The 13,595-nt window shown below is 66.7% G+C and carries 14 protein-coding genes; 9 read left to right on the forward strand and 5 right to left on the reverse strand.

Going from position 1 to position 13,595, the window contains the following annotated elements:
• Window positions 1-83: 83 nt before the first annotated feature.
• Window positions 84-953: a thioredoxin gene (trxA, locus tag UB43_RS21620; protein ID WP_045215200.1), complete on the forward strand. Its 870-nt coding sequence runs from the start codon at window positions 84-86 to the stop codon at window positions 951-953.
• Window positions 954-1,031: 78 nt separating this feature from the next.
• On the opposite strand, the gene UB43_RS21625 is transcribed toward trxA, so the two are convergent.
• Window positions 1,032-1,382, reverse strand: coding sequence for a hypothetical protein (locus UB43_RS21625; protein WP_045215202.1), 351 nt, complete (start codon window positions 1,380-1,382; stop codon window positions 1,032-1,034).
• 129 nt (window positions 1,383-1,511) lie between these two features.
• Between UB43_RS21625 and UB43_RS21630 the strand changes: the two genes are divergently transcribed.
• The 6 genes from UB43_RS21630 (at window position 1,512) to UB43_RS21655 (ending at window position 5,915) form a co-directional block, all read left to right on the forward strand.
• Window positions 1,512-2,081 (forward strand): DUF2796 domain-containing protein, encoded by a 570-nt coding sequence (locus tag UB43_RS21630; RefSeq protein ID WP_045215204.1) that lies wholly within the window; start codon window positions 1,512-1,514, stop codon window positions 2,079-2,081.
• Window positions 2,082-2,096: 15 nt separating this feature from the next.
• Window positions 2,097-2,804 carry an ABC transporter ATP-binding protein gene (locus UB43_RS21635; RefSeq protein ID WP_045215206.1) on the forward strand — a complete coding sequence of 236 codons (708 nt, stop codon included), beginning with the start codon at window positions 2,097-2,099 and terminating at the stop codon, window positions 2,802-2,804.
• A 2-nt stretch (window positions 2,805-2,806) separates the two neighbouring features.
• Entirely contained in the window at window positions 2,807-4,072 is a 1,266-nt protein-coding gene (locus tag UB43_RS21640) for an ABC transporter permease (protein WP_045215208.1), read from the forward strand.
• A 53-nt stretch (window positions 4,073-4,125) separates the two neighbouring features.
• Window positions 4,126-4,644 carry a DUF3299 domain-containing protein gene (locus UB43_RS21645; RefSeq protein ID WP_045215210.1) on the forward strand — a complete coding sequence of 173 codons (519 nt, stop codon included), beginning with the start codon at window positions 4,126-4,128 and terminating at the stop codon, window positions 4,642-4,644.
• A 137-nt stretch (window positions 4,645-4,781) separates the two neighbouring features.
• Window positions 4,782-5,501 carry an OmpW family protein gene (locus UB43_RS21650; RefSeq protein ID WP_045215213.1) on the forward strand — a complete coding sequence of 240 codons (720 nt, stop codon included), beginning with the start codon at window positions 4,782-4,784 and terminating at the stop codon, window positions 5,499-5,501.
• Window positions 5,502-5,558: 57 nt separating this feature from the next.
• Window positions 5,559-5,915 (forward strand): SirB2 family protein, encoded by a 357-nt coding sequence (locus UB43_RS21655; RefSeq protein ID WP_045215215.1) that lies wholly within the window; start codon window positions 5,559-5,561, stop codon window positions 5,913-5,915.
• Here the strand turns inward: UB43_RS21655 and UB43_RS21660 are convergent.
• From UB43_RS21660 to UB43_RS21675, 4 genes are all read right to left on the reverse strand, one after another.
• Window positions 5,896-6,843 (reverse strand): NAD-dependent epimerase/dehydratase family protein, encoded by a 948-nt coding sequence (locus UB43_RS21660; RefSeq protein ID WP_045215219.1) that lies wholly within the window; start codon window positions 6,841-6,843, stop codon window positions 5,896-5,898. The genes UB43_RS21655 and UB43_RS21660 overlap by 20 nt on opposite strands.
• The gene (locus UB43_RS21665; protein ID WP_045215221.1) at window positions 6,836-7,720 is read right to left on the reverse strand and encodes a sugar nucleotide-binding protein; all 885 of its coding nucleotides are present in this window, start codon (window positions 7,718-7,720) and stop codon (window positions 6,836-6,838) included. Before UB43_RS21665 ends, UB43_RS21660 begins: the two co-directional genes overlap by 8 nt.
• 139 nt (window positions 7,721-7,859) lie before the next feature.
• Window positions 7,860-8,423 carry a DUF934 domain-containing protein gene (locus UB43_RS21670; protein ID WP_045215223.1) on the reverse strand — a complete coding sequence of 188 codons (564 nt, stop codon included), beginning with the start codon at window positions 8,421-8,423 and terminating at the stop codon, window positions 7,860-7,862.
• Window positions 8,420-10,084, reverse strand: coding sequence for a nitrite/sulfite reductase (locus UB43_RS21675; RefSeq protein WP_045215226.1), 1,665 nt, complete (start codon window positions 10,082-10,084; stop codon window positions 8,420-8,422). Before UB43_RS21675 ends, UB43_RS21670 begins: the two co-directional genes overlap by 4 nt.
• 345 nt (window positions 10,085-10,429) lie before the next feature.
• Between UB43_RS21675 and ccoG the strand changes: the two genes are divergently transcribed.
• Together ccoG and mapR are read left to right on the forward strand one after the other, a co-directional pair.
• Window positions 10,430-11,839, forward strand: a complete 1,410-nt coding sequence (gene ccoG, locus UB43_RS21680; RefSeq protein WP_045215229.1) for a cytochrome c oxidase accessory protein CcoG — start codon at window positions 10,430-10,432, stop codon at window positions 11,837-11,839.
• Window positions 11,840-11,925: 86 nt separating this feature from the next.
• On the forward strand, window positions 11,926-13,335 hold the full coding sequence (gene mapR / locus UB43_RS21685; RefSeq protein WP_045215348.1) for a GntR family transcriptional regulator MpaR: 1,410 nt from the start codon (window positions 11,926-11,928) through the stop codon (window positions 13,333-13,335).
• Window positions 13,336-13,595: the final 260 nt, after the last annotated feature.

Genomic DNA, 13,595 nt, shown 5'->3' on the forward strand with positions numbered 1-13,595 from the left:
ACCGGCCCGGGTTGTTTCCGTCAGGCAGCGCCCCCACTTATAGTGGCAACCACCTTCATCGCCCCACTCGCCCGAGATTTCCCATGAGCGATACGCCCTACATCTTCGACGCCAGCATCGCCAACTTCGATCAGGTCGTCATCGAGAACTCCTTCCACAAGCCGGTGCTGGTCGACTTCTGGGCCGACTGGTGCGCCCCGTGCAAGGCGCTGATGCCGCTGCTGGCGCAGATCACCGAGTCGTACCAGGGCGAGCTGCTGCTGGCCAAGGTCAACTGCGACGTCGAGCAGGACATCGTGATGCGCTTCGGCATCCGCAGCCTGCCCACCGTGGTGCTGTTCAAGGACGGCCAGCCGGTGGACGGCTTCGCCGGTGCGCAGCCGGAGTCGGCAATCCGCCAGATGCTGGAGCAGCATGTCCAGCCGCCCGCGCCAGCCGCCGGCAACCCGCTGGATCTGGCCCAGGCCGCCTTCAACGAAGGCCGTTTCGCCGAGGCCGAGGCGCAACTGAAAGTGCTGCTGGGCGAGGACAACAGCAACGCCGCAGCGCTCATCCTCTACGCCCGCTGCCTCGCCGAGCGCGGCGAGCTGGGTGAGGCCGAAACCGTACTCGACGCAGTGAAAAGCGACGAGCACAAGCAGGCGCTGGCCGCCGCCAAGGCCCAGCTGACCTTCCTGCGCCAGGCTGCCGACCTGCCCGACGCCGCCACCCTGAAGACCCGCCTGGCCGCCGACGCCAACGACGACGAAGCCACTTACCAGTTGGCCGTGCAGCAACTGGCGCGCCAGCAGTACGAGGCGGCGCTGGACGCCCTGCTCAAGCTCTTCGTGCGCAACCGCAGCTATGGCGAGGACCTGCCGCGCAAGACACTGGTCCAGGTGTTCGACCTGCTGGGCAACGACCACCCGCTGGTGATCGCCTACCGCCGCAAATTGGCGAACGTCCTTTACTGATCGCCCACGGCAGCAATACCTGTAGGAGCGGGCCATGCCCGCTATCGCGCCCATGGGGCGCTCCTACAGGGAGCCCGGTTACTCCCCTTCGACCCAAGTGAAGACCTGCACTCCTTCGCGCACCTCGATCTTCACCTGCGGGCTGTGCCGCAGGCGCACCAGCAATCCCTTCGCCGCCCCTGAACTTCCCGCCAGCGCCACCAGCTCATCCAGCAACTGCGGCCCTTCGCTGCTGCCACTGCGTCGCAGCAGGTCCTGCGCCGCCAACCACAGCTGATCGACCGGCCCGCTTGCGACGGGGGCCGGCGCCGCAGCGGGCGCAGGCGCCACGGCCGGCAGGTTCTGCGCCAGCTTCGCCCAGTCGGCGTCATCCATTTCCACAGTCAGGTCCACCGGCCAGTCGCCGATGGTGCCCTTGATTCTCAGCATCGCCCTTCTCCTCGCGCTGTTTCGCGCATGCTCCCACGACACCGGCGCCACGCCAAACGCACGCTAAGCTGGCCTTAATTTTTCATCTGTTATAACGTAACAAAATCATTCACCAGACCGGAGTCTCCCATGCGCCCCCTGCTGCTCGCTGTCGCCCTGCTGCCCCTCGCCGCCCAAGCCCACGACGAACATGAACACGGCAGCCTCGGCAAGCACGAGCATGGCGTCGCCCAGCTCAACGTCGCCCTCGACGGCAAGACCCTGGAACTGGAGATGGACAGCCCGGCGATGAATTTCGTCGGTTTCGAGCACGCCGCCACCAGCGACGCCGACAAGGCCACGGTCGCCGCTGTACAGGCCCTGCTCAAGCAGCCGCTGCAACTGCTCTCGCTGCCCGCCGCGGCCCAGTGCAGCGTGCAGTCGGTCGAACTCTCCAGCCCGCTGTTCGGCGATGCGCCCAAGGCAGAAGAGCATGACCATGACGACGGCGACCATGACGAACACGAAGGCCATCATCACGCCGACATCGACGCCCACTACCAGCTGACCTGCGCCCAACCGCAGGACCTGGCCACGCTCGACTTCGCGCCACTGTTCAAGCGCTTCCCGGCGACCCAGAAGATTCAGGTACAACTGATCGGCCCGAGCGGCCAGCAAGGTGCAGAATTGACCGCCGCCAACCCGACCCTGAACTTCTGATCACGACGCGCTGAAATGACCGCATTGCTCGAACTCGACAATCTCGGTTTCGCCTGGCCCGGCCAGGCGGAACTGCTGGACATCCCCGCCTTCACCCTGGCCCGTGGCGAAACCCTGTTCCTCAAGGGCCCGTCCGGCAGCGGCAAGACCACCCTGCTCGGCCTGCTCGGCGGCGTGCAGCGCCCGCAGCGCGGCAGCGTGAAGCTGCTGGGCGAGGACATCGCGCAGATGAAATCGGCGCGCCGCGATCATTTCCGCGTCGACCACACCGGCTACATCTTCCAGCAGTTCAACCTGTTGCCATTCCTCTCGGTGCGGGAGAACGTCGAGCTGCCCTGCCACTTCTCCCACAGCCGCGCCGAACGGGCGACCCTGCGCCATGGCAGTGTCACCAGGGCTGCCGAGGCATTGCTCAAGCACCTGGGGCTGGGCGATGCGACGCTGATCGAGCGCCGCGCCGACAGCCTGTCCATCGGCCAGCAGCAGCGTGTCGCCGCTGCCCGAGCGCTGATCGGCCAGCCGGAACTGGTGATCGCCGACGAGCCCACCTCGGCGCTGGACGCCGACGCCCGCGCCGCCTTCCTCCAGCTGCTGTTCGCCGAATGCCGCGAGGCCGGCGCCAGCCTGCTGTTCGTCAGCCACGACCAGAGCCTGGCAGCGCTGTTCGACCGCAGCGTTTCCCTCGCCGACCTCAACCGCGCCGCCCGCGCTCCGGGAATCTGAGCATGTACCTGTTGCGCCTGGCGCTCGCCAGCCTCTCCAACCGCCGCTTCACCGCGCTGCTGACCATCTTCGCCATCGCCCTCTCCGCCTGCCTGCTGCTGGCGGTGGAGCGCGTACGCACCGAGGCCAAGGCCAGTTTCGCCAGCACCATTTCCGGCACCGACCTGATCGTCGGCGCCCGCTCCGGCTCGGTGAACCTGCTGCTCTACTCGGTGTTCCGCATCGGCAACGCCACCAACAACATCCGCTGGGAAAGCTACGAGACGGTCACCCACAGCCCGCTGGTGAAGTGGGCCATCCCGATTTCCCTGGGCGACTCGCACCGCGGCTACCGCGTGATGGGCACCGACACCGGCTACTTCGAGCACTACCGGTTCGGCCGCGGGCAGACGCTGGAACTTGCCGAGGGCCGGCCGTTCGGCCAGGACCTGTTCGACGTCGTGCTCGGCGCGGAAGTCGCCCAGGCGCTGCACTACAAGCTGGGCGACAAGATCGTCCTGGCCCACGGCGTCAGCACCATCAGCCTGGTACAGCACGACGACAAGCCGTTCACGGTGGTCGGCATCCTCAAGCGCACGGGTACGCCGGTGGACCGCACCCTGCACATCTCGTTGCAGGGCATGGAGGCGCTGCACGTCGACTGGAAGAACGGTGTCCCCGCACGCGGCGCCGACCGCGTCAGCGAGGACCAGGCACGCGGCATGGACCTGCAGCCCAAGGCGATCACCGCCTTCCTGCTGGGCCTCAAGAGCAAGGTCGCGACCTTCACCCTGCAGCGGCAGATCAACGAATACGACGGCGAACCGCTGATGGCGATCCTGCCGGGCGTGGCGCTGCAGGAGTTGTGGGGCCTGATGGGCACGGCGGAGAAGGCGCTGTTCGTGGTCTCGCTGTTCGTTGTGCTGACCGGCCTGATCGGCATGCTCACCGCCATCCTCACCAGCCTCAACGAACGCCGCCGCGAGATGGCCATCCTGCGCTCGGTGGGCGCGCGACCCTGGCACATCTTCAGCCTGCTGGTAGCCGAAGCCTTCGCCCTGGCGCTGGCAGGCGTGGCACTGGGCGTCGGGCTGCTCTATGCGGGCATCGCCGGCAGCCAGGCCTTCGTGCAGGCGAACTACGGCATCTTCCTGCCACTGGCGCTGCCCACTGCCTATGAATGGTCGCTGCTGGGCGGCATACTCCTGGCAGCGCTGCTGATCGGCTGTGTGCCGGCGTGGCGTGCCTATCGACAATCGCTGGCCGACGGCCTGTCGATCCGTCTCTGAGCCGGCCCCTGCGAGCCATCCCCGTGCAAGCCCTCCCCGTACAGAGAAGCCCCATGCGCCGCCTGCTGTTCCTCCTGCTGCTCGCCACCAGCGCCGCCGTCTGCGCGGCGCCGCGTGAGCTGACCTGGCCCGAGCTGATCCCCGAGGGCGCACCGCCGCCCCCGCCGCCGGTGCCGCTGCACGATATGTCCAAGCTTTCCGATGTACTCAATTCGGAGAGTGGCCCGGCGGTGAAGCAGCAGATACCCAACGCACCCGTGGTACAGCAACTGGATGGCCAGGAAGTGAAGATGCCGGGCTACATCGTGCCGCTGGAAATGGAAGACGACGGCCAGACCGTTCGCGACTTCCTGCTGGTGCCCTATTACGGCGCCTGTATCCATGTGCCAGCACCGCCGTCCAACCAGATCGTCTATGTTCGAGGCGGCAAGGGCGTAAAAGTCGACGAGCTTTACCAGCCGTTCTGGATCATCGGCAAGCTGAGCGTGAAGGCGGTGGAAAGCGACCTCGCCGAGGCCGGCTACCAGATGCAGGCCAGCAGCATCGAACCCTACGAATACACCGGCCAGTGACAGGGCGCGGCGCTTTGTCGCACGCCTTGACCCCGTTCGGTCTGGGGTCTTTATTGAGCCAAGTCAAAAGTGCGCTTTTAGCGCTGTCTACTATTCTGGGCACCAACACTTATACCAAAGAGATATTGGAGCTCATCATGCGTAAGTCCTGGCTCACCACTTCGCTTCTCTCACTTGCTGTCGCAGCGCCGGTCGCAGCCCAGGCCGCCGACATTCGCGGCCACCAGGCCGGCGACTTCCTGGTTCGCGGCGGTTTCGCCACCGTGGCGCCCGATGACAGCAGCTCCAACGTCAAGCTCGACGGCACCAAGGTCAGCGGCACCAAGGCCACCGTCGACAGCGACACCCAGCTGGGCCTGACCTTCGCCTACCTGCTCACCGACAAGATCGGCATCGAGCTGGTCGCCGCCACTCCGTTCAAGCACCAGGTCGACGTCAAGGGCCTGAACAAGGCCACCGGCCTGACCGGCCTGGACGGCAAACTGGCTGATATCAAGCAACTGCCGCCGACCGTGCTGCTGCAGTACTACCCCATGGGTGGTACCAACTCTGCCTTCCAGCCTTACGGCGGCCTGGGCATCAACTACACCACCTTCTTCGACGAAGATCTGGCCAGCAACCGCAAGGACCAGGGCTTCAGCAACCTGAAGCTGCAGGACTCCTGGGGCCTGGCCGCCGAACTGGGCATGGACTACATGCTCAACGAGCACGCCTTCGTCAACGCCGCCGTCTGGTACATGGACATCGACACCAAGGCCACCGTCAACGGCCCTTCCGCACTGGGCGTGCAAAAAACCAAGGTCGATGTCGACGTCGACCCCTGGGTTTACATGGTCGGTTTCGGCTACCGTTTCTGACGGAGCAAACATGAAAAAGGCGCCCAAGGGCGCCTTTTTCACTTTCAGGGAACCGGTATGTACCTCGAACTCAAAGCACTGCACGTCAGCCTGGCGATCATCAGCACCCTGCTCTTTGTCCTGCGCCTGGGCCTGAGCTGGTGGGGCAAGCGCCCTTCAGGCTGGCAGCGTGGGCTGCCCCATCTGATCGACACACTGCTGCTGCTCAGCGCCCTGGGCCTGGTGCACCTGGCGATGCCCTGGCCGCTGCCGGTATGGCTGCAGGTGAAGCTCGGCCTGCTGGTGCTCTACATCGTGCTGGCGGCCTTTGCCCTGCGCAGCGCAGCGAAACCGCGCAAGGCACTGCTCAGCGTGCTCGCGCTGGGTTCGCTGGCCAGCATCTTCTACCTGGCCGTCAACAAACCCTGGTGGTGATCAGCTGAGCCAGGCCCTCGGCCAACGGCGTGGGCGTATCCAGGCTGTAGCGCTGCAGCAGGCGGCGGTTATCCGCGCGGGAATGGCGGATATCGCCGTGGCGCGCCGGCTGGTAGGTGACCGGGGGCAGCCCGCCGGTGAGCTTGCCGATCTCGGCCAGCAACTGGTTGAGGCTGGTGGACTGGTCCAGGCCGACATTGATCGCCGACTCGGCCACGTCATCGGCCAGCAGGGCTGTCACCAGCAGCTTCACCAGGTCACCGACGTAGATGAAATCGCGGGTCTGCTCACCGTCGCCGAACACGGTGATCGGCAGCCCCTGCTCCGCGCGCCGGGCGAAGATGCTGATCACCCCGGAATAGGGCGAAGACGGGTCCTGGCGCGGGCCATAGACGTTGAAGAAGCGGAAGATCGCCGGCTCCAGGCCGTGTTCGCGACGGTAGAAGTCCAGGTAGTACTCGCTGGCCAACTTGTCCGCGGCATAGGGCGTCAGCGGCGCCTTCACCACGTCCTCGTCGATGGCGGAGCCTTCGCCGTTCTGCCCATAGACCGCAGCGCTGGAAGCGAACAGCACCCGCTGAATGCCCTCCTGGCGCATCGCCTCGCAGAGGTTCAGGGTGCCGATGAAGTTGGCGCGGTGGGTGCCCACCGGGTCTTCCACTGAAGCCTGCACCGAGGCGATGGCCGCCAGGTGCACGACGCCCTGGCAACCGCTCAACGCACCACGCAGGGCGGCTTCATCGGCGACGTCGCCGACTAACAGTTCGACGCGGCTGTCGAGGTTCTCGCGCTTGCCGGTGGACAGGTCGTCCAGCACGCGCACGGCGAACCCCTGCGCCAGCAGCGCGTCGGCCAGATGGGAGCCGATGAACCCCGCGCCGCCGGTGATGAGAACGGGCTGCGCAGAGGGGGAAAGACGATCAGACATGGCGGTAGTAGCGATCCAGCAAGGCGGGCAGGCCGGCGCGCCAGGCGCGCGGCTTGATACCGAAGGTATGGAGGATTTTCTTGCAGGCGAGCACCGCGTGCTGCGGTTCGTCGCCGGCGTCCGGGCGCGCGGCGTGGGCCTGCGGGCTCGGTTCCTGGACGGCCAGGGTATGGAAGGCGCGGGCCTCGCCGAGCACCACCTGGCCCAGGGACAGGGTGGTCGTGGCCTCCAGGCCGCCGTAGTGGTAGGTCCCCCACAGCGGCGCCTGGCAGTCGAGCTGCTTGAGCACGGAGAGGATCACCCGCGCCGCGTCATCCACCGGGGTCGGGTTGCCGCGCCGGTCGTCGGCCAGGAACAGCACCTGTTCCTTCTCGGCCCGCCCGAGGAAGCGGCCAAGCACGCCGTCGGCGCTGTCATCCAGCAGCCAACCAAAACGCAGCAGCACATGGCGCGGGCAGGTCGCCCGCACCCACTGCTCCATGCGCCACAGCGCCTGGCCACGCGGGCCCAGGGGCAGCGGCTCGTCCTTCTCGCTGTAGGCAGTGGCGCGGGCGCCATCGAACACGCGGTAGCTGGACGGCTGGATCAGCAGGATCTCGTGGTGCTGGCAGAGTTCGGACAGACGCTCCACCGCGCGTTCCTGGCTGGCCAGGCGAGCGGCGTCGACGGCCTCGGCCTGGAACCAGTCGTAGTAGTAGGCCAGGTTGATCACCGCGTCGGGGCGGGTCTCGTCCAGCAGGACGGTGAGGCTGGAAGCGTCCCAGCCCTGTTCGGGCGGCCGGGGGGCGAGGAAGCCGATGTCTTCCTCGGCGCCAAGGCGGATCAGCGCCTGTCCAAGGGCATTACCGCCACCCAACAGCATCAGGCGCATGCGCATATTCTGGGGGTCACTCGAATACGTGGGTTACCCCGGCGCACGCGGCATCGGGGATGATGCCCGCATTTTTCCTGCCCCCCGGCACAGCGTCAAGCTTGGCCGACCCGCTGCAGCCTTGGCCGCGGGCGGCGGTGACGTGCTAAGTGCGACGACGGAACAGCGGACGCGGCTCGATGACCGAGCGGCCGTAGAGCACGCTGAGCCCTGCGAGCCCCTTCAGGGCGTCCTCCACGGACTTGTCCTCGCGCACGGCGAAGGCATCGAAACCGCACTGGCGCATATGCGCCAACTGGTCACGCAGCACATCGCCCACCGCACGCAATTCCCCGCGCCAGCCCAGGCGGCTGCGCAGCAGGTAGGCCAGGCTGTAGCCGCGACCGTCGCGGAAGCTGGGGAAGTCGATGGCGATCAGCGCCGGTTCCTTCAGGCGCCAGATCAGGTCCTCGGGATCGTCGTCCGGCGCCAGCCAGACGCCGAAGGGCTGTAGGAGCGAGCTTGCTCGCGAACCACCCGGCTGCGGCGCCACCGGGGATTCCGGTTCGCGAGCAAGCTCGCTCCTACAGGCGCCCCGTGCCAGCCAGTCCTTCAGCGGCAGGATCAGATTGCCTTCGGGTAACTCGTCCGGCACTTCGCGCAGCAGAGTCCAGGGATCATGCGGCGCTATTTCGGCAGCACCGTCACGCAAACGAATCAGATTCTTCATGCCGGCACCTCCGCCTGGCGGTAGACCCGCGCCTTGAATGGCTCCAGGCCGATGCGCTCGACCGTTTCGACGAAGCGCTCGCCGGCGCCTCGCTGCTCCACGTAGGTCTGTACCAGCGCCTCGATCACGTCCGGTACCTCGGCGGCGCTGAACGACGGGCCGATCACCTTGCCCAGCGCGCTTTTCACGCCTTGCGCGCCGCCCAGGGTAATCTGGTACCACTCGCTGCCGTTCTTATCGACACCGAGGATGCCGATGTTGCCGATGTGGTGGTGGCCGCAGGCGTTCATGCAGCCGGAGATGTTCAGGCTGAGGTCACCCAGGTCATGCAGGTAGTCCAGGTCCTCGAAGCGCTGCTGGATGCCCTGGGCGATGGGGATCGACTTGGCATTGGCCAGCGCGCAGAAGTCGCCGCCGGGGCAGGCGATGATGTCGGTCAGCAGCCCCTGGTTCGGCGTGCCCAGGCCTGCCGCGCACGCTTCCTGCCAGAGTGCGTGGAGATCGGCTTTGCGTACGTCCGGCAGCACCAGGTTCTGTTCATGGGCGACGCGGATTTCGCCGAAGCCGAAGCGCTCGGCCCAGTCGGCCACCAGCTCCATCTGCTCGGCCGTCGCATCCCCCGGCGGCGCCTCGGCGCCCGGCTTGGTGGAGAGCACCACGCTGGCATAGCCTGGTACGCGGTGCGGGCGCACGTTGCGCGACACCCAGCGGGCGAATGCCGCATCGGCGGCCAACGCCGTACCGTAGGCGAGATCGTCAGAAGGCGCGTAGACCGGCGGATCGAACGCCGCCGCGACGCGGTCGTACTCATCGAGCGTCAGCTGCGCCTCGCCATCGCGCAGGTGCTGCCACTCTTCCTCCACTTCGCGGGAGAACGCCTCGATGCCCAGCGCCTTCACCAGGATCTTGATCCGCGCCTTGTACTTGTTGTCGCGCCGGCCATGGCGGTTGTACACGCGCAGGATGGCCTCGACGTAGGACAGCAGATGCCACCAGGGCAGGTCATCGCGGATCACCTGGCCGAGCATCGGCGTGCGCCCCAGCCCGCCGCCCACCAGCACCTTGAGGCGCAGCTCACCATCCTCGGCGCGGCGCAGGTAGAGGCCGATGTCGTGCATCATCACGGCGGCACGATCTTCCTCGGCGGCGCAGAGGGCAATCTTGAACTTGCGCGGCAGGAAGAGGAATTCGGGGTTCACCGTGGACCACTGGCGAAGGATTTCCGCCAGCGGGCGCGGGTCGAGGAACTCATCGGCGGCGACGCCGGCGAACGCCTCGGTGGTGATGTTGCGTACACAGTTGCCGGAGGTCTGGATGGCGTGCATCTCGACCTCCGCCAGGCGTTCGAGGATGTCCGGTACGCGCGCCAGCTCGACCCAGTTGAACTGGATATTCTGCCGCGTGGTGAAGTGGCCGTAGCCGCGGTCGTGCTCGCGGGCGATCCAGGCCAGGGTGCGCATCTGCTCGCTGGACAGGGTGCCGTAGGGAATCGCCACCCGCAGCATGTAGGCATGCTTCTGCAGGTACAGGCCGTTCTGCAGGCGCAGTGGCAGGAATTCCTCTTCGCTCAGCTCATCGCTCAGGCGCCGCTGCACCTGGTCACGGAACTGCGCCACCCGTTCGCGCACCAGGGCGCGGTCATATTCATCGTATCGGTACATCGCCAGGCCACCTTCGGATCGTTGCGTGGCGGCCTGCTTCTGTCGTCGGGCGCGCCACGTTGCGGTTGACCGAACTATGGCCGGCGCCTGTCGTGCAAAACAGCGGCAGATAACGCGGGAAAAACCAGATCAGATGCAGGGGACGCCTGCCCCGGCGGGCCTGCGACCGGTTGCCGCAACAGGCCCGATCAGCTGCCTCATGGCGCTTGGCGCCAACCCTGCAACGGCGCGGCGCGGAGCGGATTTCACCATCTGATATGGTTTTTTCCGACGAACCTGAATCTGTTTCGGGTGCAGACCCGTTCGTACAGTCGCGGCGCCTCTTCTGCCTGATGGGCCACGATAATGAGCGAAAGAATCCCCGCGAAGGTCATCGAGATCGACGCACCGCAACGCTTCACCCCGCCGCCGAAACCACTGTCGGCGGTCACCCCGACGGTCTACACCAAGCGCTTCGCCGGACGCTTCCGCGACCTCCGCCGTCTCGGCGGTGCGCTGCTGTTCCTGCTGTTCTTCGGCACCCTGTGGCTACAGTGGAACGGCCGCCAGGCTGTGCTCTGGGACCTGCCCGAGCGCAAGTTCTACATCTTCGGCGCAACCTTCTGGCCGCAGGATTTCATCCTGCTCTCGGCAATCCTGATCATCGCCGCCTTCGGCCTGTTCTTCATCACGGTGTTCGTCGGCCGCGTGTGGTGCGGCTACACCTGCCCGCAGAGCGTGTGGACCTGGATCTTCATGTGGGCCGAGCAGGTCACCGAGGGCGACCGCAACCAGCGCATGAAACTGGACAAGGGCCCCGCCAGCGCCGAGAAAGTCCTGCGCAAAAGTGCCAAGCACGGCCTCTGGCTGCTGATCAGCCTGGCCACGGCGGTCACCTTCATCGGCTACTTCACCCCCGTGCGGCCGCTGGTGGCGGACCTGCTCACGCTGAAGCTGGACCTGGAAAGCACCTTCTGGGTCGCGTTCTTTGCCGCGGCCACCTACGCCAACGCCGGCTGGCTGCGCGAGCAGGTGTGCATCCACATGTGCCCGTACTCGCGCTTCCAGAGCGTGATGTTCGACAAGGACACCCTGATCATTTCCTACGATGCAGCGCGCGGTGAATCTCGCGGCGCACGCAAGAAGGACGCCGATCCCAAGGCGCTGGGCCTGGGCGACTGCATCGACTGCCACCAGTGCGTGCAGGTCTGCCCCACCGGCATCGACATCCGCGACGGCCTGCAGATCGCCTGCATCGGCTGCGCCGCCTGCATCGACGCCTGCGACTCGGTGATGGACAAGATGGGCTACGACCGCGGCCTGGTGCGCTACACCTCGGAAAGCGCGCTGGAAGGCGGCAAGACCCACCTGCTGCGCCCGCGCCTGATCGGCTACGCGGCGGTGCTGCTGGTGATGATCGGCGCCTTCGTCTGGGCGCTGGAAGCGCGGCCGCTGATCAACCTCGACGTCGCCCGCGACCGTGGCCTGTTCCGCGAGAACGCCGCCGGCGAGATCGAGAACATCTACAACCTCAAGCTGATCAACAAGACCCAGCAGCCGCAGCATTACCACCTGAGCCTCGCCGATGGCGCCGGCTACCGCCTGCAGGGCGTGCCGGAGCTGATGCTGCAGCCGGGCGAGATCCGCGACTTCGCCGTCTCGGTGGCCAGCGAAGCGCAGCGCAGTGCCGGTGGTTCGCTGCCGCTGCACTTCAGGGTCAGCGACGGTAACGAGGCCATCGACGCCGCCAGCACCTTCGTCTCGCCGAGGCGCTGAACATGGCACGGGAGCTTGGCGTGACCTCGGCGCAGCGCCTAGAGTGGGCGGATTCTTCCGCCCCCCAGGCCGCCGTGCAGGACAAGATGAAGCGCTACGAGAAATTCGCCGACGAGATCGCCGGCCTGATCCGCAGCGGCGTGCTCGCCCCCGGCCAGAAGGTCCCCTCGGTGCGGCATGCCAGCCGCACTTACGGGGTCAGCGCTTCGACGGTGTTCCAGGCTTATTACCTGCTGGAGGACCGCGGCCTGATCGTCGCCCGCGCGCGCTCGGGTTACTTCGTCCGCGAACACGTACAGCGCGCCCTGGCCGAGCCGGAGATCGCCCGCCACGACGCGCAGACCACCGAGGTGGACGTCAGCGAACTGGTGTTCTCGGTGCTCAGCTCGATCAAGGACCCGGACACCGTGCCCTTCGGCTCGGCCTTCCCGGCGCCGGAGCTGTTCCCCCTGCCGCGCCTGGCGCGCTCCATGGCCCATGCCGTGCGCGACATGGACCCGCGTTCGGTGGTCGCCGACCTCGCCCCGGGCAGCCATGCGCTGCGCCGACAGATCGCCCTGCGCTACATGGTCGGCGGCATGCCCCTGCCGGTGGAGGAACTGGTGGTCACCAACGGCGCACTGGAAGCGCTCAACCTGTGCCTGCAGGTGGTGACCCAACCCGGCGACCTTGTGGCCATCGAAGCCCCGGCCTTCTACGCCAGCCTGCAGGTGCTGGAACGGCTGAAACTGAAGGCGGTGGAAATCCCCGTGCACCCACGCGAAGGCATCGACCTGGATGTGCTCGCCGACAGCCTGGCGCGCCTGCCGATCAAGGCCTGCTGGTTCATGAGCAACTTCCAGAACCCGCTGGGCGCCAGCATGGCCGAGGACAAGAAGCGCGCCCTCGCCGCGTTGCTGGCCCAGCACCAGGTGCCACTGATCGAGGACGACGTCTACGCCGAACTGTACTTCGCCGCCCAGGCGCCCAAGCCGGTGAAGGCCTTCGACAGCGAAGGGCTGGTGATGCACTGCAGCTCCTTCTCCAAGAGCCTGGCGCCCGGTTACCGCGTCGGTTGGGTGGCCGGCGGGCGCTACGCCGAGCAGATCGAGCGGCTCAAGCTGATGACCAGCCTGTCGGCCTCGGTGCCGGCCCAGGCCGCCATCGCCGACTACCTGCAGCACGGCGGCTACGACCGCCACCTGCGCAAGCTGCGCCACGCGCTGGAAAGCCAGCAGCACGCGATGCTCGCAGCCGTGGCCCGGCACTTCCCCGCCGCCACCCGCGTCACCCGGCCCAGCGGCGGCTACTTCCTGTGGCTGGAGCTGCCCGAGCACATCGACGCGCTCAAGCTGTTCCAGCTCGCCCATGCCCAGGGCATCAGCCTCGCGCCGGGGCCGATCTTCTCGGCGACAAGGCGCTTCGGCCACTGCCTGCGCCTGAACTACGGCCACCCGTGGACGACGGTCAGCGAACAGGCCATGGAAACCCTCGGGCGGATCATTCATTCGCTGTAGGGCCGAACGCCTCCGTTTGACTGATCCGCACATTCGGAAACGATCTGTACCTGTGCGGCAAGTTGTCGCAGGAATAGGCTGTCAGGCAGAACACCCGGACGAGGGAAGCTGCCATGGATGCCGAAGGCCTGATGATCCTGCTCACAGTGAGCGCCGCACTTGGCGTGCACCTGTGGGTGCGCTGGTACCTGCGGCGCGGGATGCTGCCGCGTGGGGAGCAATGGCTGGCATGAACCCTCACCTGCAGGAGCGGGCCATGC

Source organism: Pseudomonas sp. 21 (genome assembly GCF_000955805.1).
Taxonomy (GTDB): Bacteria; Pseudomonadota; Gammaproteobacteria; order Pseudomonadales; family Pseudomonadaceae; genus Pseudomonas.